Origin of the sequence: Streptomyces sp. NPDC094034 (genome assembly GCF_040303865.1) — a bacterium.
In the GTDB taxonomy this organism is placed as follows: Bacteria; Actinomycetota; Actinomycetes; order Streptomycetales; family Streptomycetaceae; genus Streptomyces.
In genome coordinates this window covers 254,569-278,057 of sequence record NZ_JBEOUD010000003.1, presented here as the reverse complement: position 1 = coordinate 278,057, position 23,489 = coordinate 254,569, and the positions used below count along the sequence as shown (strand labels likewise).

Below are 23,489 nucleotides of genomic sequence, written 5' to 3'. Positions count from 1 at the left end.
CGAACGGGTGAAGCGGTGGGCACACGTGTCCCCGGCCGTTCACACCGGTAACCTCACCATCATGGCCTCACGTACGTCCGGCAAGGGTTCCCAGGGCACGGCGGGCACCGCAAAGCCGCGGGCCGGCCGTACGACCGGTGCCGCGAAGGCGCCCGCCAAGAAGACCGCGGCGAAGAAGACCGCGCCCAAGAAGGCACCGGTCAAGAAGGCTCCCGCGAAAAAGGCTGCCGCCAAGCCGGTACCCAAACCCGCACCGAGCCCCACCGGTGGTGTGTACCGGCTCGTCCGCGCCGTCTGGCTCGGAACGGCGCACGGCGTCGGCGCGATGTTCCGCGGCATAGGGCGTGGAGCGAAGGGGCTCGACCCGGCCCATCGCAAGGACGGGCTGGCCCTGTTGCTGCTCGGCCTCGCCCTCATCGTCGCGGCGGGCACCTGGTCGAATCTGCGCGGGCCGGTGGGCGACCTCGTCGAGATGCTCATCACCGGAGCCTTCGGGCGGCTCGATCTGCTGGTGCCGATACTGCTCGGCGCCATCGCCGTCCGGCTGATCCTCTACCCCGAGAAGCCCGAGGCCAACGGACGGATCGTCATCGGCCTCTCGGCGCTCGTGATCGGCGTGCTCGGGCTGGTCCATGTCGCCTGCGGGGCCCCGGGGCGCGGCGAGGGCACGGAAGCCATACAGGACGCCGGCGGACTGATCGGCTGGGCCGCCGCCACACCGCTGATCTTCACCACGGGCGAAGTCCTCGCCGTACCGCTGCTGCTGCTGCTCACGCTCTTCGGCCTGCTGGTCGTCACCGCCACCCCCGTCGCCGCCATCCCGCAGCGGCTGCGGCTGCTCGGCACCAAGCTCGGGATCATCCAGCCCGACCCCGAGCCTGAGCGGTTCGACGACGAGCGGTTCGACGACGACGAGCGGTACGACGAGCAGTGGCGCGAGGCGCTGCCCTCCGGCGGGCGGCGTCCGGCCACGCGCCGGGGCGGGGGCCCCGCGGAGTACGACCCCGACCGGGCCGAGGTGGAGGCGCTCTCCAAGCGGCGCCGGCCGCGCAGGGCCTCCGTGCAGCCGTCCATGGACCGCCCCATGGACGCCGTGGATGTGGCCGCGGCCGCCGCGGCCGCGCTGGACGGTGCCGTCCTCAACGGAATGCCGCCCTCGCCGATCGTCGCGGACCTCACCCAGAGCGTCTCCGTGGACCGCGGACGGAAGCCGGCGCCCTGGCCAGAAGAGCGGCAGGCGCCCCTCGAAGAGCAGCCGGTCGAGGACGCGGCGGAGCCCTCTGTACCCCTGCCGACGGCGCGCGAGGCCGAGCGGGCGCCCGCCGGCGCGGCCGGTGTCGCGGATCTGACCAAGGCCCCGCCCGCGCGGGACAAGCCGCTGCCGCCGCGCGCCGAACAGCTCCAGCTCCGCGGGGACATCACCTACTCGCTGCCCTCGCTCGATCTGCTGGAGCGCGGCGGTCCGGGCAAGACGCGCAGCGCCGCCAATGACGCCGTCGTCGCCTCGCTCACCAATGTCTTCAAGGAGTTCAAGGTCGACGCGGCCGTCACCGGCTTCACCCGGGGCCCGACGGTCACGCGATACGAGGTGGAACTGGGCCCCGCCGTGAAGGTCGAGCGGATCACCGCCCTCACCAAGAACATCGCCTACGCCGTCGCCAGCCCCGACGTACGGATCATCTCGCCGATCCCCGGCAAGTCCGCGGTCGGCATCGAGATCCCGAACACCGACCGGGAGATGGTCAACCTCGGTGACGTACTGCGGCTCGCGGACGCGGCCGAGGACGACCATCCGATGCTGGTCGCGCTCGGCAAGGACGTCGAGGGCGGCTATGTGATGGCCAACCTCGCGAAGATGCCGCACGTACTGGTCGCGGGCGCGACCGGCTCCGGTAAGTCGTCCTGCATCAATTGCCTCATCACGTCGGTGATGGTCCGGGCGACCCCGGAGGACGTCCGGATGGTCCTTGTCGACCCCAAGCGCGTCGAGCTGACCGCGTACGAGGGCATCCCGCATCTGATCACGCCGATCATCACCAACCCCAAGCGCGCGGCCGAGGCGCTTCAGTGGGTCGTACGGGAGATGGACCTGCGTTACGACGACCTCGCGGCATACGGGTACCGCCATATCGATGATTTCAACAAGGCCGTGCGCGACGGCAAGGCCACGGCTCCGGAGGGCAGCGAGCGTGAGCTGTCGCCGTATCCGTATCTGCTGGTGATCGTGGACGAGCTGGCGGACCTGATGATGGTCGCGCCGCGTGACGTCGAGGACTCGATCGTCCGCATCACCCAGTTGGCCCGTGCCGCCGGAATCCATCTGGTGCTGGCCACTCAGCGTCCGTCGGTCGATGTCGTGACCGGTCTGATCAAGGCGAACGTGCCCTCGCGGCTGGCGTTCGCGACATCCTCCCTGGCGGACAGCCGGGTCATCCTCGATCAGCCGGGCGCGGAGAAGCTGATCGGCAAGGGCGACGGCCTCTTCCTTCCGATGGGAGCGAACAAGCCGACCCGTATGCAGGGCGCCTTCGTCACCGAGGACGAGGTCGCGGCGATCGTCCAGCACTGCAAGGATCAGATGGCACCGGTCTTCCGGGACGATGTCGTGGTCGGCACGGCGAAGAAGAAAGAGATCGACGAGGACATCGGCGACGATCTCGACCTTCTCTGCCAGGCGGCCGAACTGGTGGTCTCCACACAATTCGGTTCGACCTCGATGCTTCAACGGAAGCTGCGGGTCGGCTTCGCCAAGGCCGGCCGGCTGATGGACCTCATGGAATCGAGGAACATCGTCGGCCCGAGCGAAGGCTCCAAGGCCCGCGACGTCCTGGTCAAGGCCGACGAACTCGATGGAGTGCTCGCGGTGATCCGCGGGGAGTCTCCCGCGTAGGGAATCGGAATCCCGAGGCAATCCGAGGGCAACCGTTTCCCGTGCGCGTACGTCAAGTTGGAGAGAGGAAGAGCGTCGTGTTCCTCCACTGCGCCGTCCGGCCATTCTGATGGCGTACAAAGCGCGTCCGCCCGGTTGCCCCACCCTTTCGTACCACCCATAGACTGAACGTCCAGCAGGTGGCTACACGCTCGAAAGGCGCCCCCGTGTCCATCGGCAAATCCCCCGACGGCAAGTCCCCAGATTCCCCTGACGGCAACGCTTCCGACGATCAAAACGACGGCCAGGTCGAGGACCACGTCCCCGACGGCGCCGATTCCGACACCAACTCCCCCGCGGTGGAACGGCCTTCGATCGGCCAGGTGCTGCTGCGGGCCCGTATCGCCGCGGATCTGACCGTCGACGAGGTCAGTGGCTCCACGCGGGTGCGCATCCCCATCGTGCACGCCATCGAGGAGGACGATTTCTCGCGCTGCGGCGGCGATGTCTACGCCCGCGGGCACATCCGCATGATCGCTCGCGCGGTCGGGCTCGATCCCGTGCCGCTGGTCGAGCAGTTCGACTCCGAGCACGGCGGGCGGCCGGTTCCCACGCCCGCGGCGCCACTGTTCGAGGCCGAACGGATCCGGCCGGAGCGCCCCCGTCCGAACTGGACCGCGGCCATGGTCGCGGCGATCGTCGCGGTGGTCGGCTTCGTCGGCTTCACGGCGTTCGACAGCGGCGACGACGACGCGAAGACCAAGCAGGTCGCCGAGGGGGCGAAGCCCGGGAAGAGCACCAAGCCGAGCCCCACGAAGTCGGCCGACCCCAAACCCGAGCCGTCCGACAGCGCCATCGCCGCCGCCCCGCTCGACAAGGTCACGGTGAAACTGTCGGCCATAGACGACAAGAGCTGGGTCTCGGCCAAATCGTCCAACGGCAAGCTGCTGTTCGACGGAACGCTGAAAAAGGGCGACTCCAAGACCTTCCAGGACGACGAGCAGATCGATCTGATCCTCGGGAACGCGGGTGCGATCGAGCTCTTCGTGAACGGGAAGAAGGTCGAGGACGAGTTCGAGCCGGGCCAGGTTGAACGACTCTCGTACACCCAGGGCGACCCCGAGGCGGGCTGAGCAACCCTGCACGGCGGGGGCGGGGCCAGGACAAAGTAGTCTTGAGCCCATGCCCGAACGCCGTACCGTCGCCCTTGTCACTCTTGGCTGCGCCCGTAACGAGGTGGACTCGGAGGAGCTCGCAGGCCGCTTGGCAGCGGACGGCTGGGAGCTCGTCGAGGACGCCTCGGGGGCGGATGTCGCCGTCGTCAACACCTGTGGCTTCGTCGAAGCCGCGAAGAAGGATTCCGTCGACGCCCTGCTGGAAGCCAACGATCTCAAGGACCAGGGCAGAACCCAGGCCGTCGTGGCCGTCGGCTGCATGGCCGAGCGGTACGGCAAGGAGCTGGCGGAAGCCCTTCCCGAGGCCGATGGCGTGCTCGGATTCGACGACTACGCCGATATCTCCGACCGGCTCCAGACCATCCTCAACGGGGGCATCCACGCCTCGCACACGCCCCGCGACCGGCGCAAGCTGCTGCCGCTCAGCCCGGTCGAGCGTCAGGGCGCGGAGGTGGCGCTGCCCGGCCACGCGCAGTCCCGGGCCGAGGTGGCGCCGGCCCCCGAGGACCTTCCCGAAGGAGTCGCTCCGGCCTCCGGGCCCCGCGCGCCCCTGCGGCGGCGGCTCGACCAGAGCCCCGTCGCCTCCGTGAAGCTCGCCTCCGGCTGCGACCGGCGGTGCTCCTTCTGCGCCATTCCCTCGTTCCGCGGCTCCTTCATCTCCCGGCGACCCTCCGATGTACTGGGCGAGACGCGCTGGCTGGCCGAGCAGGGCGTCAAGGAGGTCATGCTCGTCTCCGAGAACAACACCTCGTACGGCAAGGACCTCGGGGACATCCGGCTGCTGGAGACGCTGCTGCCGGAGCTGGCGGCCGTCGACGGGATCGAGCGCGTGCGGGTCAGCTACCTCCAGCCCGCCGAGATGCGGCCGGGCCTGATCGATGTCCTCACCTCGACGCCCAAGGTCGCGCCGTACTTCGATCTGTCCTTCCAGCACTCCGCTCCCGGTGTGCTGCGCGCGATGCGCCGCTTCGGGGACACCGACAGCTTCCTGGAGCTGCTGGAGACCATCAGAGGCAAGGCGCCGCAGGCCGGAGTGCGCTCCAACTTCATCGTCGGTTTCCCCGGTGAGAGCGAGGCGGACTTCGCCGAGCTGGAGCGCTTCCTCAACGGGGCGCGGCTCGACGCCATCGGCGTCTTCGGTTACTCGGACGAGGACGGTACGGAGGCCGCGACCTACGCCGACAAGCTGGACGGTGACGTGATCGCCGAGCGGCTGGCGCACCTGTCCCGGCTGGCGGAGGAACTGACCTCCCAGCGGGCCGAGGAGCGCCTGGGCGAGACCCTGGAAGTGCTCGTCGAGTCGGTCGACCCCGAGGGCGGGACCGAGGAGGCGGCGGTCGGCCGCGCGGCACACCAGGCGCCGGAGACCGACGGCCAGGTGATCTTCACCTCTGGCGAGGGCCTGCGCCCCGGACTCATGGTCGAGGCCAAGGTGGTCGGTACCGAGGGCGTGGATCTCGTGGCCGAATATCACGACCTTCCGGGGGACGGCTCCGGGATCCCGGGCGAGGAGGCCGCCAGATGACCGGAGTCCCGGCGTCCGCGGCGGGCGGCGGCGCGACACCGGTGCCGGGTGGCAACGGCTCGAAGCAGGCGCCCGGCGGCAAGCTGGGGGCCGCGGCGGTCAATCAGGCCAGTCTCTGGAACATCGCCAATATCCTCACGATGATGCGGCTGGTGCTCGTCCCCGGCTTCGTACTGCTGCTGCTCCAGGAGGGCGGTTTCGACCCCGTCTGGCGTGCCTGGGCCTGGGCCGCCTTCGCCGTCGCCATGATCACGGATGTCTTCGACGGACATCTGGCGCGGGCGTACAACCTGGTCACCGACTTCGGGAAGATCGCCGATCCGATAGCGGACAAGGCGATCATGGGAGCGGCGCTGATCTGTCTCTCCGCGCTCGGCGATCTGCCGTGGTGGGTGACGGGCGTCATCCTTTTCCGTGAACTCGGGATCACGCTGATGCGGTTCTGGGTGATCAGGCACGGGGTCATTCCGGCCAGCCGCGGCGGCAAGATGAAGACGCTGGCGCAGGGCGTCGCCGTGGGGATGTACGTGCTCGCGCTGACCGGGCCGCTGGCCACGCTGCGGTTCTGGGTGATGGCCGTGGCCGTCGCGCTGACCGTGCTCACGGGACTGGACTACGTACGTCAGGCGGTCGTGCTGCGGCGCCAGGGGCTAGCGGCGGAGCGTGCGGCGGCGGAGTCCACGCGGTGAGTGCCGTGCGGCCCTCGGCGGTGCCGGACAGCGGCGGGGAGGCCAGCTCGGCCGCTGACCGGGCGGCCCGGGTGCTGGAGATCCTGGCCGAGCGCGGCGGGACGCTGGCCGTCGCGGAATCCCTCACCGGCGGTCTGGTGGCCGCGGAGCTCACCGCGGTCCCCGGTGCCTCCCGGACCTTCCGCGGGTCCGTCACGGCCTACGCGACGGACCTCAAACGGGACGTTCTGGGCGTCGACGGGACCCTTCTGGAGGAGCGCGGCGCCGTGGACTCCGAGGTGGCGCTTCAGATGGCGGCCGGGGTGCGCCGTGCGCTCGGGGCGGGCTGGGGAGCGGCGACCACCGGCGTCGCGGGCCCCGATCCGCAGGACGGGCAGCCCGTCGGCACCGTGTACGTGGCGGTGGTGGGACCGGAAGGTGTGGGGAAAGTGGCCGCACCGCGGTTGAACGGCGGCCGGGCGGACATCCGTAAAGAGAGTGTACGGAGCGTGCTCGGTCTGCTCCTCAGCGAACTCTCCGGGAACGGGCGGGCACAGGATACGGAACAGAACGGGGGGAATTGATGTTTGCAGCCCTGAGTGAACACGACATCGCTCCCCGCACGGCCGCGGCACTAGGCGGTACGGTGGGGCGTGAAGGATGCGGCTACGCGGTCCGAGGAGGGAGCCACCGATGATTCTGCTCCGTCGCCTGCTTGGTGACGTGCTGCGTCGGCAGCGCCAGCGCCAGGGCCGTACTCTGCGCGAAGTCTCCTCGTCCGCCCGGGTCTCGCTCGGTTATCTCTCCGAGGTGGAACGGGGGCAGAAGGAGGCTTCCTCCGAACTGCTCTCGGCGATCTGCGACGCGCTTGACGTACGGATGTCAGAGCTCATGCGTGAAGTGAGCGACGAGCTGTCGTTGGCCGAGCTGGCCGCGTCGGCGGCGGCGAACGAGCCGGTGCCCGCGGCGGTACGTCCAATGCTCAATTCCGTCTCTGTGACGTCGGTGGCCGGAGTGCCGACGGAGCGGGTGACGATCAAGGCGCCCGCGGAGGCGGTGGATGTCGTCGCCGCCTGACGAAGCTCTGTGGCTTTGACCTGAGCCCCGGTCGGCAGGAATGCCGGCCGGGGCTCTCGCCTTTCCTGAATGCCCGTTTTGTTGCAGTTGTGTCGTTGTGTCATGGTGGAGCTTGCGTGTGTACCGAATTGTCCGAACTGTGATCCAAACAACTGTGACCGGAATGGGAAGGCGCCCGGCCGTCCCCGGGCGGAGAGTGCCTGACCGGGTCGGAGCCCCGGTCGAAAGACGAGGGGCCGGCCGCGCCCCTGCCGCGTTGTCGCTGCGGCAGGGGCGCGACCGGGGGTACGCGCGCACGCCGGGGAGTGCATCCGATGCGCCCTCCCGGTGGGTGATCGTGCGTGGCTAGGGTCGGCCGGAGGAGGCAGCCATGGCAAGGCGATGGATCCTTCTGCCGGCGCTCGCTCTGGGCGTGGTGTGGTGGTGGGCCGTACTGCGCATCGTGCTGGTGCCCGAGAGCACCGGACTGGCGGAAGGGGCGGTGGCGGCGGGTGGCTGGGGCCTGAGCCTGCTGCCGGTGCATGTCGCGTCGGCGCGGCAGCGCCGTCCCCGGCTGTGAGGCACCGTCAGTCGACGTGCCGACTCGCGCGCGGGCGCGTCAACTCTCCGTAGCCGCCAACTCTCCGTAGGCGCCAACTCTCCGTAGGCGCCAACTCTCCGTTGGCGTCGACTCATGGGACAGCGCGTACGGCGGCTCCTACGTCAACTGGCGGCTCCTATGTCAGCTGGTGGCTTCTACGTCAACTGGTGGCGGCCGTCTGGCAGAGCGGGCACCAGTAGGTGGGCCGGCCGTCCTGGTCGGCCGTACGGATCGAGGTGCCGCAGCGGGGGCAGGGGCGGCCCGCGCGGCCGTAGACGTACAGCCGACGGGAACCGCCGGGACGGGTCCGGTTCGCTTCGAGCAGCTTCTTCGCCGCGACCACCAGCCGCTCGGGCGAGGGGAGTTCGCCGACCGGGAGCCAGGGGTTCGCGCGAACGAGGAAGCAGGTCTCGGACTTGAAGATATTGCCGACCCCGGCGAGGTTGCGCTGATCGAGCAGGGCCTCCCCGATCGGGCGCGCGGGGTCGGACAGCAGGTTGCGCAGGGCCCTGGCCGCGTCCCAGTCCGGACCGAGCAGATCGGGGCCGAGATGGCCCACCACCCGCTCCTCGTCGCTCGTACGCAGCAGTTCGAGGACGGGCAGGCGATAGCCCACGGCCGTGCGCTCTGCGGTGCCGAGGATGGCCCGGATCTGGTGGGCCGCACCGCCGCTCCAGCGCTCACCCGGGGCGTAGACCTTCCAGGAGCCGTCCATGCGCAGATGCGAGTGGAGGGTGAGGCCGCCCTCGATACGGGTGAGCAGATGCTTGCCGCGCGGTGTGACATCGAGGACGGTCCGGCCGGTGAGATCGGCGGTCGCGAACCGGGGCACCCGCAGGTCCGAGCGGATCAGCCGGTGCCCCGCGAGCGCGGTGTGCAGGCGCTGGGCGGCCTGCCAGACGGTGTCTCCCTCGGGCATGGCTTCAGGCTCGCATGCTCAGGCCCGCAGCCGCAGGCCCCGGGGGGTGGCGTGGAAGCCGGCGGACTCCAGGGCGCGCCCGAGGGGGGATGTCAGGGCAGGGGCGCCGTTCGTGCGCTCCACCGTGACCGTACCGAGGGCCCCCGCGCGGGCCGCGCTCGCCAGGGCATCCGCCGCGGCCCGGAGCGAGGGGTCCTCGGGGTCGGTGGGCCAGGCCAGCAGTGTCTTGCCGCCGCGCTCCATGTAGAGGGTCAGCTCGCCGTCGACGAGCACCACGAGGGAGCCTGCCTTGCGGCCCGGTTTGTGGCCGGCGCCGTCCGGGGGATCAGGCCAAGGAAGCGCGGCCCCATAGGCGTTGGCGGGGTCGGCGGCGGCCAGCACCACGGCGCGGGGCGAGGGGTGCGCGTCGGCGCGGTCACGGGCCGTCGCCGCCGCGCGCAGCCGGTCGACGGCGCCGTCCATCGCGAACTGGGCCGCTCCCAGGCCCTCCACGACATAGCCGCGACGGGCCTGACCGCTGTCCTCGAAGGCGGACAGGACGCGGTACACCGCCGAGAAGCCGCCGGCGACCCCCTCGGCCGCGACCGCGCCCCGGGTCACCACCCCGTGGCGGTCGAGGAGGGTACGGGCGAGCGCGTGGGCCCGGTGCGTGGGCTCCGGCTCCCGGGCGGGCAGCAGCGACCAGCGGCCGCTGACGGTGGGCGGGCCTGTACGGGAGGCGGGGCGGGCAGCGGCCGTGAGCGTCCCGTACCGCCCCCGCGGCACCGGGCGCCGGGCGCGATGCGCCGTGGAGCCCGCCGTACGGCCCGAGCCGAGCAGCGAGCGCAGCGGCGCCAGCGTGTCGTTGGTGAGCCGGCCCGACCAGGCCAGGTCCCATACGGCGTCGGCAAGTTGAGGGTCGGTCACATCCGGGTGCGTGGTGGCCCGGACCTGGTCGGTGATCTGCCGGAAGAACAGGCCGTAGCCGCCCGAGAGCGTGGCAAGCACCGATTCATGAAGGGCGGTCAGCTCCAGGGGATGCGGGAGCGGGAGCAACAGCGGTGCGGCGTCGGCGAGATAGAGCGAGACCCAGCCGTCCTTGCCGGGCAGGGCGCCCGCTCCGGCCCACAGGACCTCGCCCGTGGTGGTCAGTTCGTCCAGGAGTGCGGGGGAGTAGCCGGAGACCCGGGGTGGCAGGATCAGCTTCTCCAGCGCCGACGCGGGAACGGGAGCACCCTGCAACTGCTCCACGGCGCGGGCGAGTCCGTCGATACCGCGCAGGCCGTTGCCGTTCAGATGCTGCCACTGCGGGAGGAAGGCGGCGAGAGCGGCGGGCGCCACCGGCTCCAGCTCCTGGCGCAGTGCCGCCAGCGAGCGGCGGCGCAGCCGGCGCAGGACCGTGGCGTCGCACCACTCCTGGCCGATGCCGGAAGGGTGGAACTCCCCCTGCACGACCCGGGAGCTCGCGGCGAGCCGCTGGAGCGCGCCGTCCGTGACCGCCGGGCCGAGACCGAATCGCTCGGCCGCCGCGTTCGAGGTGAACGGGCCGTGCGTACGGGCGTAGCGGGCGAGGAGATCGCCCAGGGGGTCCTTCACCGGCTCCGTGAACGCCTCGGGGACACCGACCGGCAGCGCCGTGCCCAGGGCGTCCCGCAGCCGCCCCGCGTCCTCGACCGCCGCCCAGTGATCCGCTCCGCCGATCCGCACCCTGATGGCTCGGCGGGCGGCGGCGAGATCCTCCGCCCAGGAGGGCCGCGCGCCGCGCTCGGTCAACTCCGCGTCGGTGAGCGGGCCGAGGACCCGCAGCAGATCGGCGACCCCTTCCAGGTCCTTGACGCGGCGGTCCTCGGTGAGCCACTGGAGCTCCCGTTCCAGCTCGGTGAGGACTTCGGGGTCGAGCAGCTCACGCAGCTCGGCCTGGCCCAGCAGCTCGGCCAGCAGCCGGGAGTCCAGGGACAGCGCGGCGGCCCGCCGCTCCGCGAGAGGGGAGTCGCCCTCGTACAGGAACTGTGCGACATAACCGAAGAGCAGCGACCGGGCGAAGGGCGAGGGCTCGGGGGTGGTGACCTCGATCAGCCGGACCCGCCGGGACGCGATGTCGCCCATGAGTTCCGTGAGACCGGGGACGTCGAAGACATCCTGAAGGCACTCCCGGACCGCCTCCAGCACGATCGGGAACGAGCCGAACTCGCTCGCCACCTGGAGGAGTTGGGAGGCGCGCTGACGCTGCTGCCACAGCGGAGTGCGTTTGCCCGGACTCCGGCGGGGGAGCAGCAGCGCCCGCGCGGCGCACTCCCGGAACCGGGAGGCGAACAGCGCGGAGCCGCCCACCTGGTCGGTGACGATCCCGCGGATCTCGCCGCCGTCGAAGGCGACATCCGCCGCTCCGATGGGCGCCTGTTCACTGTCGAACGCCGTGCTGAGACGGTCCGGCTCCTCGTCGAGGAGGTCCAGGCCCATCAGATCGGCGTCGGGGAGCCGCAGCACGATTCCGTCGTCCGCGTGCATGACCTGCGCGTCCATGCCGTACCGCGCGGAGAGCCGGGCGCCGAGGGCCAGCGCCCACGGCGCGTGCACCTGGGCGCCGAATGGGGAGTGAATCACCACACGCCAGTCGCCCAACTCGTCGCGGAACCGCTCGACGAGGATCGTCCGGTCGTCGGGGACATGACCGCAGGCGCGGCGCTGCTCGTCCAGATACGACAGCACGTTGCCCGCGGCCCAGGCATCGAGGCCAGCCGTCAGCAGCCGCAGTCTGGCGTCCTCCTCGGAGAGGGCACCCACCTCGCGCAGAAACGCGCCCACCGCGCGGCCCAGCTCCAACGGCCGCCCCAGCTGGTCGCCCTTCCAGAACGGCAGCCGACCCGGGGTGCCGGGGGCCGGGGTGACCAGGACCCGGTCACGGGTGATGTCCTCGATCCGCCACGAGGTCGTGCCCAGGGTGAAGACATCGCCCACCCGGGACTCGTACACCATCTCCTCGTCCAGCTCCCCGACCCTGCCGCCGCCCTTCTTCGGATCGGCTCCGGCGAGGAAGACGCCGAAGAGTCCCCTGTCGGGGATCGTGCCACCAGAGGTGACGGCGAGCCGCTGCGCGCCCGGGCGTCCCGTGACCGTACCGGCCACGCGGTCCCACACCACGCGCGGACGCAGCTCCGCGAAGGCGTCGGAGGGATAGCGCCCGGCGAGCATGTCCAGCACGCCCGTGAACGCCGACTCGGGCAGCGACGCGAACGGCGCGGCGCGGCGGGTCAGGGCGAGCAGATCGTCGGCCTGTCTGGTGTCCAGCGCGACCATGGCGACCAGCTGCTGGGCCAGCACATCGAGGGGATTCGCGGGGACGCGCAGGGCCTCGATGGCGCCCGAGCGCATCCGCTCGGTGACCACGGCGGCCTGTACGAGATCGCCGCGGTACTTGGGAAAGACGACGCCCGTGGAGACCGCGCCCACCTGGTGTCCCGCGCGGCCGACCCGCTGGAGACCCGAGGCGACCGAGGGCGGCGACTCGACCTGGATCACCAGATCCACCGCGCCCATGTCGATGCCCAGCTCCAGACTGGAGGTGGCCACGACGGCGGGCAGCCGGCCCGCCTTGAGGTCCTCCTCGACCTGGGCGCGCTGCTCCTTGGAGACCGAGCCGTGGTGCGCGCGGGCCAGCAGAGCCGGCGCTCCCCTGGCCGCGCCCGACTGGCCCATCAGCTCGGCCGGGGAGTGGTCCTCGGGCATCGCGGGGGCGGTCCCGGACGCGTCGGGGACCGAGCCCATGGCCCGCTCGTACGCGATCTCGTTCAGCCGGTTGCACAACCGCTCCGCCAGCCGCCGGGAATTGGCGAAGACGATCGTGGAGTGGTGCGCCTGGACGAGATCGGCGATCCGCTCCTCCACATGCGGCCAGATCGACGGCTTGTCCGCGCCGTCCGTCTCCGAGGCGGGGGAGCCGCCCAGCTCGCCCAGATCCTCGACCGGCACCACCACGGAGAGATCGAACTCCTTGCCGGAGCGCGGCTGGACGATCTCCACTCTGCGCTGCGGCGAGAGATAGCGCGCGACCTCCTCCACCGGACGCACCGTCGCCGACAGACCGATCCGGCGGGCTGGGCGCGGCAGCAGCTCGTCGAGCCGCTCCAGGGACAGGGCGAGATGAGCGCCCCGCTTCGTCCCCGCGACGGCGTGCACCTCGTCCAGGATCACCGTCTCGATCCCGGCGAGCGCGTCCCGCGCCGAGGACGTGAGCATCAGGAACAGCGACTCGGGGGTGGTGATCAGAATGTCCGGCGGTTTCGTGGCGATCGAGCGGCGCTCGGCGGCCGGGGTGTCACCCGAGCGGATACCGACGCGGACCTCCGGCTCGGGCAGCCCACGCCGCAGGGACTCCTGCCGGATTCCGGTGAGCGGACTGCGCAGATTGCGCTCGACGTCGACGGCCAGCGCCTTGAGCGGCGAGACGTACAGCACCCGGCAGCGCTTCCTGGCCTCGGCGGGCGGCGGCTGCGAAGCCAGCTGGTCAAGGGCGGCGAGGAAGGCGGCGAGTGTCTTGCCCGAGCCGGTCGGGGCCACGACCAGCACATCAGAGCCCTCCTGGATGGCACGCCAGGCTCCCTCCTGCGCCGCGGTGGGCGCGGAGAAGGCCCCCGTGAACCAGCCGCGGGTCGCGGGGGAGAAGGAGTCGAGCGCGGAGCGTGCCATGCCCCCCATCGTGCACCCCGCCACTGACAATCGCCCGGACCTGGGCAAACGCGATCACGGAGGGCGTCTGCGTCTTCCACCACGGCGGCGGCGATCACTGAGGGTCGCGGGTGGCGGGGCGCGATGTGCGGGCGCGCGGCTCAGCGGGCGCGGGGGCGCGGGGGCGTAAGAACGTACGAGACCCGGCCCTGGCACCCCGCGTAACGTGCCTGACGTGGCAGAACAGACAGCGTCCGCGTCCGCGGACATACCCGCGCACGGTCCCGCCCGCAGCGCCCCGGAGCCCGACTCCGCTCCCGCACCCGCTTCCATCCCCGAACACGAGCCCGAAGACGAGGCCGAAGACGATCCCGAGCCCGAGCCCAAGTCCGACTCGGCCGTCGTGCGTGACGCCCTGGGCGTCGGCATCGCCGTCGGGCTCTCCGGGTTCGCCTTCGGCGTCACCTCGGCGGGCGCGGGGCTCACCCTCCTCCAGACCTGCGCGCTCAGCCTGCTGGTCTTCACCGGCGCCTCGCAGTTCGCGCTGGTCGGCGCGCTCGCGGCGGGCGGCAATCCGCTCACCGCCGCAGCGGGCGCGTTCTTCCTCGGCGTGCGCAACGCGTTCTACGGGCTCAGGTTGTCCCAGCTGCTGCGGCTGCCGGGGCCCGTACGCCCGTTCGCCGCCCAGTGGGTGATCGACGAGACCACCGCCGTCGCACTCGCCCAGCCCACCCGGCGCAGCGCCCGCATCGGCTTCGGCGTCACCGGGCTCACGCTCTACGTCCTGTGGAACCTGACCACCCTGGCCGGGGTACTGGGCGCCGAAGCCCTTGGTGACACCGACGCCTGGGGGCTCGACGCGGCGGGACCCGCCGTCTTCCTCGCCCTGCTCGCACCGATGCTCCGTACGGCCACCGAGCGGGCGGTCGCGGGCATCGCCGTTGTCCTGGGGCTCGGTTTCCTGCCCGTGCTGCCCGCCGGTGTCCCGGTGCTCGTCGCGGCGCTGGCCGCACCCGCCGTCCTCTGGCTCGAAGGCCGCGGACTCGGGGCCCGTCGGAAAGGAACGGACCGTTGAACATCTGGATCGCGATCGGCGCGACCGCCGTCGGCTGCTACCTCGTCAAGCTCCTGGGCCTGCTCGTGCCCGCGGGCGCGCTGGAGCGCCCCCTCGTCCAGCGGCTGTCGGCCCTGTTGCCCGTGGCCCTGCTCGCCGCGCTGACCGCTCAGCAGACCTTCAGCGCGAACGGCGCACTCGTGCTGGACGCCCGGGGCGCGGGGCTCGCCGCGGCGGCTCTCGCATTGGTGCTGCGCGCCCCGTTCCTGGTGGTCGTGGCGGCGGCTGTGGTCGTCACGGCGGGGGTGAGGGCACTCGGCGGCTGAAGGAGCCCGGCGGTCGCAGCTTGTCGGTTCCCGTCGCGGTAGCGGTGAGGGCCGCCTCGACACTCTCAGGGGCGGGATACTGGTGGCATGCGGTTGACGATTTTCTGGGAGCGCATGGCGGACCACTTCGGGGCGGCCTACGCCGACTCCTTCGCCCGCGACCATGTGATGGCGGAGCTGGGCGGTCGTACGGTCCACGAGGCACTGGAAGCGGGGTGGGAGGCGAAGGACGTCTGGCGCGGGGTCTGCGTCGCCATGGGGATTCCACCCGAGAAGCGCTGACCCGCGGGCTTCACAGGGGCCCAGAGCTCAGGGCCCAGGGTTCAGTCGGGGGTCGAGGGTCGGGGGCGGCAGTATGGCCTCCGCGAGGGCGATGTGACGCGGAGGCGATGTGATCTCGTCCGACCGTGGGCCCGGTTGTCACAGCGGTAGGCGACACTTGCTCAGTGGCACCGACCGACAACTCCGCACCGGACCTCCGACCGCCGACCCCTCCGCAGGATCCCGCACCGGGCACGCCTCCCGAGGCGTCTTCGACGGCTCCTGCGGCGGTTCCTCCATCGACGCCTCCCGCGGGCTCTTCCCCGAGCCCGTCGGGCACGCCGGCGTCCTCTGCGGGCAGTGACGACGGGCGGCGCCAGATGCCCCGCTGGCTGCCGCGCGCCATGGTCCTCGCGCTGGCGCTCATAGCCTGCTTCCAACTCGGCAGTTGGGCGTTCCACCAGCTCATCGGCCTGCTGATCAATATGCTGATCGCGTTCTTCCTGGCGCTGGCGGTCGAGCCCGCCGTGAGCCGGATGGCGGACCGCGGGATGCGGCGTGGAGTCGCCACTTTCCTGGTCTTCTTCGTGGTCCTGATCGTCTGTGTCGGCTTCATGGTGATGCTCGGCTCCATGCTGGCGAGCCAGATCATCGAAATGGTCGAATCCTTCCCCCAGTACCTCGACTCGGTGATCAACTGGATCAACGACACCTTCCATACGGAGCTGTCCAGGGTCGCCGTCCAGGACAGCCTGCTGCACTCCGACTGGCTCCAGCGCTATGTGCAGAACAGCGCGACAGGCGTTCTGGACATCTCCACCACCGTGCTGGGCGGGCTGTTCCGGGTGCTGACGATCTTCCTGTTCTCGTTCTACTTCGCGGCCGACGGGCCCCGGCTGCGGCGCGCGCTCTGCTCCGTGCTCCCGCCGGCCCGGCAGGCCGAGGTGCTGCGCGCCTGGGAGATCGCCGTCGTCAAGACCGGCGGCTATCTCTACTCACGCGGGCTGATGGCCCTCATCTCCGGTGCCGCGCATTACGTCCTGCTGGAGATCCTGGGGGTGCCGTACGCACCGGCGCTGGCGATCTGGGTGGGGCTCGTCTCCCAGTTCATCCCGACGATCGGCACCTATCTGGCGGGCGCGCTGCCGATGCTGATCGCCTTCACCGTGGACCCCTGGTACGCGCTCTGGGTGCTCGGGTTCGTGGTGATCTACCAGCAGTTCGAGAACTACATGCTCCAGCCCAAGCTGACCGCCAAGACCGTCGACATCCACCCGGCCGTGGCCTTCGGGTCGGTCATCGCGGGTACGGCGCTGCTGGGCGCGGTCGGCGCGCTGATCGCGATTCCGGCGGTCGCCACGCTCCAGGCGTTCCTCGGGGCGTATGTGAAGCGGTACGACGTGATGGACGACCCGCGCGTGCACGGCCGCAGGACGCGCGACGGAGTGCCGCTGCTGCGTCAGATTCGCCGCGTACTGCACACGGACACCGGCGAAGACACCCGTACCGAGACGCGCGTGGACAGTGCGGACAGCACGCGCGCGGACAGCACGCGCGCGGACAGCACGCCCGCGGACGAGGAGCGACCGCCGCGGCCGTAGGAGACATCAGAGGGGGTCAGAGATAGGACGGCCCGGTCACCCGGTGCCGGAAGGTCCACCACAGCCACGCCTGTATGGCGACCAGCAGTGGGGTGATCACCAGCACCGCGGGCACGAGCAGTGCGAGGGTCGCCTCGTCCGCGGCCGACTCGTACAGCGGCAGAAGGCGCCCGGCGAGCAGGGGCAGCGCCGCCATCAGCACGGCGGTCAGCGCCAGGGACTGCGCGGGACGGGTGCGGCCCATCAGCTGCCGGGCCCGTTCGTAGGGCGCCCCGGTCAGCCGGACGGCGGCGAAGCCCAGCCCGTGTACGGCGAAACACGCGGCCACCGCGAGGGCGGTGAGTACGGCCGCCGGGCCCGGCGCCGGCGCCTGGGGGCTTCCGGAGAACAGCGCCGTGAACAGCCGGCCCCAGGACAGCGCGACCGCCCAGCTCCCGCAGACCACCGCGCCGTCGCACAGCGCGCGCCAAAGGGAAGAACCGCCGGGCGCGCGCCCCCGCAGCCAGAGGCCCGAGTCCCGCACGACCCACCCGATGAGCAGCGGTACGACCACCACGAACTGGCCGCTCAGCAACTCCCCCTCCAGTTCGGGAAAACAGCCGATGAGAACTCCTGCGGTGGCCACCAGCCAAACCTCGTTGCCGAGGAAGAAGGGGGCGAAGGAGGCGATCACGAGTCGTCGTCCTGCCTCGTCGCGGCCGAGATACGGCAGCAACATGCCGGTCCCGATGTCCGCGCCGCCGAGGACGAAGTAGCCGGCGATGAAGAAGCCGAGCAGGACGATGGCCAGGGTCTCCACACAGGCTCCTCAGTAGCGCGTGGCGGGCAGGGCGTCCGCCGGGCCGGGATCGTCCCGGTTGTCACATACGGCGCGATCGTCATGGCCGAGTCCCGACTCCACGGGACCGAGCCGGGCATGGCGCCAGAGCAGCCACGCGTTGACGGCGGCCAGCAGGACGAAGAGCGTGGTGAACGCGATCAGTGAGGTGCGCATCGCGGTGGGGGACAGTTCCGAGACCGCGTCCCGCGTCCGCAGCACCCCGTACACCACCCAGGGCTGCCGGCCCGCCTCCCGGAAGACCCAGCCGCTGATCATCGCGAGATAGGGCAGTGGTACGGACGCCATCAGCGCCAGATGCCAGAGCCGGAAGCGGAAGACCACTTTCCGGAAGCAGCCGAGCACCGCACCGGCCACGCAGAGGTACATCATCAGTGCGAAGGCGATCAGCATCACCAGCGCTCCGCCGCGCGTCCACGCCTCCGAGGGCACATAGTCCCCCGGCCCGAACCGCGCCACCAAGTCCGTCTGGAGCCGTGCGATCTCGGCCGTCTTCTGCTGGAAGACGGCCGACTTCATGGGCTGCAACTCGGTGAGCGACGCCAGCTGAACACCGCCGAAGCCCGCGGTCACCACCAGCGCGGGAAGGGAGACGAACACCCCGATCCGCAGGCCGCGCCCGAAGAAGTCCCACTCCGGCGTGCGCCGGAAGAGGTGATACGCGCTGACGCCCGCCATGAAGAAGCCGGCGGTCAGCAGCGACCCGGCCAGGATGTGTCCGAAGGCGAGCAGCGCGCTCGGATTGGTGAGCAGGGCGCCCATGTCGTCGAGGACCGCCTGACCGTCCTCCATCCGGTGTCCCACCGGGTGGTTGAGGAAGCCGTTCGCGACCAGGATCCAGTACGCCGACAGATAGGCCGTCAGCGTGACCACCCAGATCAGCGCCAGATGGACCCACTTGCCGAACCGGTTCCAGCCGAAGATCCACAGCCCGAGGAAGGTGGACTCCACGAAGAAGGCGACGATCGTCTCGACGGCGAGCGAGGCGCCGAGGATATTGCCCACGCCATGGGTCAGCCCGCTCCAGCTCAGTCCGAACTGGAACTCCATCACAATGCCGGTGACGATCCCGACCGCGTAGTTGATGACATACAACTGGCCCCAGAAGCGCACCATCCGCGCGTGCACCGGACGTCCGCCGCACGCGGCCCGTGTCTGGACGCACGCGACGATCGTCGCCAGGCCCAGCGTCAGGGTGACGAACAGGAAGTGCCCGCCCGCGGTGAGGGCGAACTGGAGCCGCGCGAGATCAAGGGTCTCCGTGGATACGGAACCGCTCGCGCCGGTGAGGAGATCTGCCACGCCCGACAGCGTGGGGGTACGACTCACGGCGTCGCGTCGGCCTACGGGCGACACCCGGCATACCCCAGGAGTCGCGGGTGAAGCGAGCGGCGTACGGCGAAAGTCGCGGGCCCGGGCGGTCGGCCCAGTTGTCCGGCCGCTTCCCCGGCTACTTGACGCCTGCCCTTGTGGTTACGTCAGCCATCCCGGGGTGATCATCCCCGACTCGTACGCGAGGATCACCAACTGCGCCCTGTCCCGCACCGCCAGCTTGGTCATGATCCGGCTGACATGCGTCTTCGCGGTGGCAGGCGAGAGCACCAGCCGCTGCGCGATCTCCTGATTGGACAGCCCAGCACCCACCAGGCCCATCACCTCCACCTCCCGCTCGGTCAGGGCGTTCAGCCGGGGGCTGGGGTCGGGCTGCTTGCCGCGGCTCGCGAACTCGGCGATCAGCCGGCGCGTGACGGCCGGGGCGATCAGCGCGTCGCCGCGCGCCACCACCCGTACGCCGTGCAGCAGTTCCATCGGCTCCGTGTCCTTGACCAGGAATCCGGAAGCCCCGGCGCGCAGCGCGCCATAGACGTAGTCGTCGATGTCGAAGGTGGTGAGGATGACGACTCGTACCCCGTCCAGCCGCGAATCGCCGAGGATCCGGCGGGTGGCCTCCAGACCGTCGAGTCCCGGCATCCGGATGTCCATCAGGACCACGTCGGGGCGCAACTCCCGCGCGAGAGTGATCGCCTGCTCGCCGTCGGACGCCTCGCCCACCACCTCCATGTCGTCCTCGGAGTCGAGGATGGAGCGGAAGCCGGCCCGTACGAGCGTCTGGTCGTCGGCGAGCACCACGCGGATCATTCAGTTCCCTTCACTTCGGTAGCGGCTTCAGCTCAGTGGCAGCCGGGCCTCCACCCGGAAGCCATCGGCCGTGTTACCGGCGGACAGTTCACCGCCGAACGCCCTCGCGCGCTCGGCCATGCCACGGATTCCACTGCCCGCGAGGCCCGGCTTCGAGCCCGCTCCCGTCAGCGCGCTCGGGCGAAGCGGGTGCCCCTCGTCCGCGCCCCGGCCGTCGTCGTCGATCCGCAACCGTATGTCCGTGGCGCCGTAGACGATGGTCACCAGCGCGCTGCGGGCGCCGGCGTGGCGGGTCACGTTCGTGAGCGATTCCTGAACGATCCGGTACGCGGCCAGGTCGACCGACGGCGGCAGCGAACGGGAGCCGCCCTCCGTACGGACGCGGACGTCGATGCCCGTCGAGCGTGCCCGCTCGACCAGTTCGGCCAGCCGGTCGAGGCCGGACGTCGGGGCGGTCGGCGCCGCCTCGTCGGCCTGGCGCAGGACGCCGAGCGTGGCGCGCAGTTCACGCAGGGCCTCCCTGCTGGTGGCCTTGACCGCCTCCAGCGTCTGCGCCGCCGCGGCGAGCGCGACCGTAGGCTCCGGTTTCTTGCTCAGCCGGTGCAGCGTCGCACCGGCCTGGACGTTGATCAGCGAAATGCTGTGGCCCAGGATGTCGTGGAGTTCGCGGGCGATCCGCAGCCGCTCCTCGGTGGCGCTCTGCCGCGCCCGCGCCTCCTGCTCGCGTTCGGCGGCCAGCGCCCGCTGCTCGGCCTCGTGGAGATAGGCGAGCCGTGTGCGCTGGGCGCGGCCGATCGCGACGAGGCTGATCAGCCAGCCGGCGAGCATGGCGACGGAGACGTCGTCGATCTGGCGGTTTCCGGAGTTCAGAACGACTTCGCCGAAGCCCACGGCGAGCAGGGTGATGGCCGCCAGGGCGACCGAGACGGTGAAGTGCCCTTCGGCGGCCAGCGTGTAGAGCGCGAGCGCGAAGGCGGCCAGCGCCGGGCCGTCGGTCACGCTCACCGGGTAGTAGATTCCGCAGGCCAGCAGCGTGATCACGGCCACGCTCAGCGGCTTGCGGCGCCGGAAGTACAGGGCCCCGCAGCTGATGCCGATCAATGCCCAGCTGATCGCCGCACGGACGGGCGGCTCGCTCCCGGACGCCATCTGGACCAGCGTCGAAACGACCACGACGGCGGTGACGAGATGCGTCATGGCGACATCGGTGGCGTGCGAGGACAGTCGGCCGCCGCGGACGGACGAGGGGAGCACCATGCGAGGAAGGATAGGCGTGGCCGGGCGCCTCAGCCGGTGTGGTGCACCGGCTGAGGCGCCCGGAGTGAGCGCCCGCGAGCGGCCGCGAGCGCCGGGACGGCTCGCGGCACGCGACGGGTTACGGGACGCCTGAGAGGTTCCGCGACGCCCGAGAGGTTCCGCGACGCCCGAGAGGTTCCGCGATGCCCGAGAGGTTCGGTCGGCTCAGAGCAGGTCGGCGTACTGGTTCCAGCCGCCGCTGCCGATCTTCACCCGGGCCTTCAGGGGTGCGGACGCCTTGCCGGTGCCCGCGTAGAAGTACAGCTCGCCCGCCGAGTTCGAGGCCAGCAGGTCCGCGACGCCGTCGCCGTTGAGGTCACCGGGGGCCGCGATGTTCTTGTACTGGCTCCAGCCCGCGCCGCCGATCTGCGCCTTCGCGCCGAACGGTGAACCGGCCTTGCCCGTACCCGCGTACAGATACAGGCCGCTGGAACCGCGCGCGAGGAGATCGGCGCGGCCGTCGCCGGTGAAGTCGCCCGCGCCGACGATCTTGTTGAACTGCGACCAGCCGCTGCCACCGATCTGAACGCGGCCCTTCAGCGACATGCCCGTACCGCTGCCCGCGTAGAAGTAGAGGGCGGTGGAACTCCGGGCAAGCAGGTCGCTCTTTCCGTCGCTGTTGAGATCCCCGGGGCCGATGACCAGGTTGTACGACTTCGAGCCGCCCGCGATCTCGGGGTCGGACGAGGCATAGGAACCGGCGTTGTACAGATGGCCGTCGTATACGCCGTGCTCGATCAGGTCGGAACCGCCGTTCGCGCGCAGCGACACGGCGTGGGTCAGCCGCGTCAGCGAGCGGTCCCAGCCGTCGCCGATCAGGTACTTCGAGGTGAGTCGGCCGGTGCCGGTGGTGCCGTAGTAGTAGAGCGTGCCGCCGGAGGTACGGGCGAAGACTCCTGCCTTGCCGAAGTGCGGCCGATTGCCCGCCCCCGCGAACTGGGTCACCAGGCCCCAGCCCGTGCCGATCCGCTCCCGGGCGCCGAACGCACCCTGGCCGTTGCCCTCGTAGAAGTAGAGGGTGCCGTCGTACGCGCGAGCCACCAGGTCGGGGGTGCCGTTCCCGCTGTAGTCCGTGCCGCCGACCAGTTGGTTGTACTGGTTCCAGCCGGCGCCGCCGATCTGGATCCGGTCCTTGAACGGGTAGCCGGTGGCGCTGCCGTTGCCGGGGTAGACGTACAGCCCGGTGGCGTTGCGCGCGAGGAGATCGGCCAGACCGTCGCCGGTGACATCGTCCACGCCGACCAACTGGTCGAACTGGCTCCAGCCGGCGCCGCCCACTTGGATCCCGGCCTTGAACCCCTTGCCCGTGCCGGGGAAGAGGAACAACCCCGAAGAGCCGCGGGCCAGCAGGTCCGGCGCGCCGTCGCCGGTCAGATCGCCGGGGACGACCAGCTTGTCGTACGCCTGCCAGCCGGTGCTGAGCGTGGTGTACGAGGTCATCCCGCCGTAGAGGGTGGAGTTCGCCCCGCTGTGCAGCCGCAGGGAGCCGGTGGGCGTCACGGTGAGCAGGTCGGCCTTGCCGTCGCCGGTGAGGTCGCCGGGCAGCAGCAGATCCTTGACCTGGGAGTCGTCCGCGGAGATCACGGCCGCGCCGTCGGAGCCCCAGTCGGCCCAGACCTCGCCGTAGTCGGTGCGGTACATCAGATCGCCGTAGCCGTCGCCGTCCAGGTCACCACGCTGCGCGGGGGTGTCCGCCGCGGCCCGGCCGACGGCGAGACGGCGGTCCTGGCCCTTGGCGGTGTCCGCGGGGTCGCGGCCCGGGATGCTGAAGGTGGGCCGGGCGGACTGCGGCACGGGGAGGGTGACGGCGCCGTGCGGTCCGGCGTCCGGCGTATCGGCCGCCGAGGCCGTGGTGACCATCAGCGAACCGCTCACCAGCAGCCCGGCGCAGCCGAGTACGGCCGAGCGGGCGATCCTGCGGGGCCACTCGGCCCCGGGTCTGGCGTGGATGGACATGCTGCCTCCAGTGAGGTGTGAAGAAGCCCGGGGATCAGCGGCGGCACATGCCGAGAACGGCGGTGCGCGGGTCGCGGGGCGTCAGGTGGTGTCGCACCACTTGAGTCGTCGTGGGAGTGCCGTCGGCGTATGGCACGACGGGAACCAACCGCACGTGATGGAACTGCGCCCCCTCGCGGTGATGGCACTCCCCCCCCCGACAGCGATGACGCCCTGCACGCCCTCCACGCCCTCCCCAGGTCGTGAAGGTAGGTGTATCCGTCCATGGGTTCTGTCGGCAAGTCAGTTGTGAAGTCCCGATGGATTTTTTGTTAACTAAGGTGGTGAAGCGGGTGAATCGCCATGCGGGGGCCGGGGTTCGGGCGGTGGTCTCGGCGGGTCCGGTCGCGTGATTGACGGATGGGGCGCGTGGTGCGCTTGACAGCAAAATCGAACATCCATTCTGATGGATGACTGCCGGTGCTTCCCGGAACCGGCCGGCGGCGTGGTGCGATGGGGTGTCCGGAGAGGTTGGCCGACGGAGTTTTCCACAGGTCCGGGAAGGCGTCGGGACGCGTTGTC

Annotated in this window: 18 protein-coding genes; 11 read left to right on the top strand and 7 right to left on the bottom strand. The window is 70.9% G+C overall.

Annotated features, from left to right (window positions below; translation table 11 throughout):
• Positions 1–61: 61 nt before the first annotated feature.
• The 7 genes from ABTZ59_RS05400 (at position 62) to ABTZ59_RS05370 (ending at position 7,873) form a co-directional block, all read left to right on the top strand.
• The gene (locus ABTZ59_RS05400; RefSeq protein WP_351390927.1) at positions 62–2,890 is read left to right on the top strand and encodes a DNA translocase FtsK; all 2,829 of its coding nucleotides are present in this window, start codon (positions 62–64) and stop codon (positions 2,888–2,890) included.
• Positions 2,891–3,228: 338 nt separating this feature from the next.
• Positions 3,229–4,002, top strand: coding sequence for a helix-turn-helix domain-containing protein (locus ABTZ59_RS05395; protein ID WP_351390993.1), 774 nt, complete (start codon positions 3,229–3,231; stop codon positions 4,000–4,002).
• A 49-nt stretch (positions 4,003–4,051) separates the two neighbouring features.
• Entirely contained in the window at positions 4,052–5,569 is a 1,518-nt protein-coding gene (gene rimO, locus ABTZ59_RS05390) for a 30S ribosomal protein S12 methylthiotransferase RimO (protein ID WP_351390922.1), read from the top strand.
• Complete coding sequence (gene pgsA / locus ABTZ59_RS05385; protein WP_351390916.1) at positions 5,566–6,258, top strand: CDP-diacylglycerol--glycerol-3-phosphate 3-phosphatidyltransferase; 693 nt, start codon at positions 5,566–5,568, stop codon at positions 6,256–6,258. The genes rimO and pgsA overlap by 4 nt, the downstream gene beginning before the upstream one ends.
• A 71-nt stretch (positions 6,259–6,329) precedes the next feature.
• A complete protein-coding gene (locus ABTZ59_RS05380) occupies positions 6,330–6,821 on the top strand; it encodes a CinA family protein (RefSeq protein ID WP_351390989.1) in 492 nt (163 codons plus the stop codon).
• 109 nt (positions 6,822–6,930) lie between these two features.
• On the top strand, positions 6,931–7,314 hold the full coding sequence (locus ABTZ59_RS05375; protein WP_030350081.1) for a helix-turn-helix domain-containing protein: 384 nt from the start codon (positions 6,931–6,933) through the stop codon (positions 7,312–7,314).
• 370 nt (positions 7,315–7,684) lie between these two features.
• Positions 7,685–7,873: a hypothetical protein gene (locus tag ABTZ59_RS05370; RefSeq protein ID WP_351390912.1), complete on the top strand. Its 189-nt coding sequence runs from the start codon at positions 7,685–7,687 to the stop codon at positions 7,871–7,873.
• A 181-nt stretch (positions 7,874–8,054) separates the two neighbouring features.
• Here ABTZ59_RS05370 and ABTZ59_RS05365 read toward each other — a convergent pair whose 3' ends face one another.
• Entirely contained in the window at positions 8,055–8,813 is a 759-nt protein-coding gene (locus ABTZ59_RS05365; RefSeq protein ID WP_351390908.1) for an Fpg/Nei family DNA glycosylase, read from the bottom strand.
• An 18-nt stretch (positions 8,814–8,831) separates the two neighbouring features.
• Positions 8,832–13,478: an ATP-dependent helicase gene (locus ABTZ59_RS05360; protein ID WP_351390905.1), complete on the bottom strand. Its 4,647-nt coding sequence runs from the start codon at positions 13,476–13,478 to the stop codon at positions 8,832–8,834.
• 310 nt (positions 13,479–13,788) lie between these two features.
• Here ABTZ59_RS05360 and ABTZ59_RS05355 point away from each other — a divergent pair, with 310 nt between their 5' ends.
• The 4 genes from ABTZ59_RS05355 (at position 13,789) to ABTZ59_RS05340 (ending at position 16,699) form a co-directional block, all read left to right on the top strand.
• Positions 13,789–14,532: an AzlC family ABC transporter permease gene (locus ABTZ59_RS05355; RefSeq protein WP_503002111.1), complete on the top strand. Its 744-nt coding sequence runs from the start codon at positions 13,789–13,791 to the stop codon at positions 14,530–14,532.
• Positions 14,529–14,837, top strand: a complete 309-nt coding sequence (locus tag ABTZ59_RS05350; protein ID WP_249953098.1) for an AzlD domain-containing protein — start codon at positions 14,529–14,531, stop codon at positions 14,835–14,837. Before ABTZ59_RS05355 ends, ABTZ59_RS05350 begins: the two co-directional genes overlap by 4 nt.
• Before the next feature lie 87 nt (positions 14,838–14,924).
• Positions 14,925–15,119, top strand: a complete 195-nt coding sequence (locus ABTZ59_RS05345) for a DUF3046 domain-containing protein (RefSeq protein ID WP_030350089.1) — start codon at positions 14,925–14,927, stop codon at positions 15,117–15,119.
• Positions 15,120–15,478: 359 nt separating this feature from the next.
• Entirely contained in the window at positions 15,479–16,699 is a 1,221-nt protein-coding gene (locus ABTZ59_RS05340) for an AI-2E family transporter (RefSeq protein WP_351390899.1), read from the top strand.
• A gap of 16 nt (positions 16,700–16,715) precedes the next feature.
• Here the strand turns inward: ABTZ59_RS05340 and ABTZ59_RS05335 are convergent, their stop codons facing one another.
• The 5 genes from ABTZ59_RS05335 to ABTZ59_RS05315 form a co-directional block, all read right to left on the bottom strand.
• Positions 16,716–17,498, bottom strand: coding sequence for a cytochrome d ubiquinol oxidase subunit II (locus ABTZ59_RS05335; protein ID WP_351390894.1), 783 nt, complete (start codon positions 17,496–17,498; stop codon positions 16,716–16,718).
• A gap of 9 nt (positions 17,499–17,507) precedes the next feature.
• A complete protein-coding gene (locus ABTZ59_RS05330; RefSeq protein ID WP_351390892.1) occupies positions 17,508–18,839 on the bottom strand; it encodes a cytochrome ubiquinol oxidase subunit I in 1,332 nt (443 codons plus the stop codon).
• A gap of 171 nt (positions 18,840–19,010) precedes the next feature.
• Entirely contained in the window at positions 19,011–19,676 is a 666-nt protein-coding gene (locus tag ABTZ59_RS05325) for a response regulator (RefSeq protein ID WP_351390889.1), read from the bottom strand.
• A 27-nt stretch (positions 19,677–19,703) separates the two neighbouring features.
• Positions 19,704–20,933 carry a sensor histidine kinase gene (locus ABTZ59_RS05320; RefSeq protein WP_351390885.1) on the bottom strand — a complete coding sequence of 410 codons (1,230 nt, stop codon included), beginning with the start codon at positions 20,931–20,933 and terminating at the stop codon, positions 19,704–19,706.
• 204 nt (positions 20,934–21,137) lie between these two features.
• Positions 21,138–22,928, bottom strand: coding sequence for an FG-GAP repeat domain-containing protein (locus ABTZ59_RS05315; RefSeq protein WP_351390881.1), 1,791 nt, complete (start codon positions 22,926–22,928; stop codon positions 21,138–21,140).
• Positions 22,929–23,489 lie beyond the last annotated feature (561 nt).

Excerpts from the sequence above, each read along its gene's own strand:
- ABTZ59_RS05400 (WP_351390927.1), top strand. The coding sequence starts at position 62 with ATGGCCTCACGTACGTCCGGCAAGGGTTCCCAGGGCACGGCGGGCACC.
- rimO (WP_351390922.1), top strand. The coding sequence starts at position 4,052 with ATGCCCGAACGCCGTACCGTCGCCCTTGTCACTCTTGGCTGCGCCCGT.
- pgsA (WP_351390916.1), top strand. The coding sequence starts at position 5,566 with ATGACCGGAGTCCCGGCGTCCGCGGCGGGCGGCGGCGCGACACCGGTG.
- ABTZ59_RS05375 (WP_030350081.1), top strand. The coding sequence starts at position 6,931 with ATGATTCTGCTCCGTCGCCTGCTTGGTGACGTGCTGCGTCGGCAGCGC.
- ABTZ59_RS05370 (WP_351390912.1), top strand. The coding sequence starts at position 7,685 with ATGGCAAGGCGATGGATCCTTCTGCCGGCGCTCGCTCTGGGCGTGGTG.
- ABTZ59_RS05365 (WP_351390908.1), bottom strand. The coding sequence starts at position 8,813 with ATGCCCGAGGGAGACACCGTCTGGCAGGCCGCCCAGCGCCTGCACACC.
- ABTZ59_RS05360 (WP_351390905.1), bottom strand. The coding sequence starts at position 13,478 with ATGGCACGCTCCGCGCTCGACTCCTTCTCCCCCGCGACCCGCGGCTGG.
- ABTZ59_RS05345 (WP_030350089.1), top strand. The coding sequence starts at position 14,925 with ATGCGGTTGACGATTTTCTGGGAGCGCATGGCGGACCACTTCGGGGCG.
- ABTZ59_RS05340 (WP_351390899.1), top strand. The coding sequence starts at position 15,479 with ATGCCCCGCTGGCTGCCGCGCGCCATGGTCCTCGCGCTGGCGCTCATA.
- ABTZ59_RS05325 (WP_351390889.1), bottom strand. The coding sequence starts at position 19,676 with ATGATCCGCGTGGTGCTCGCCGACGACCAGACGCTCGTACGGGCCGGC.
- ABTZ59_RS05320 (WP_351390885.1), bottom strand. The coding sequence starts at position 20,933 with ATGGTGCTCCCCTCGTCCGTCCGCGGCGGCCGACTGTCCTCGCACGCC.
- ABTZ59_RS05315 (WP_351390881.1), bottom strand. The coding sequence starts at position 22,928 with ATGTCCATCCACGCCAGACCCGGGGCCGAGTGGCCCCGCAGGATCGCC.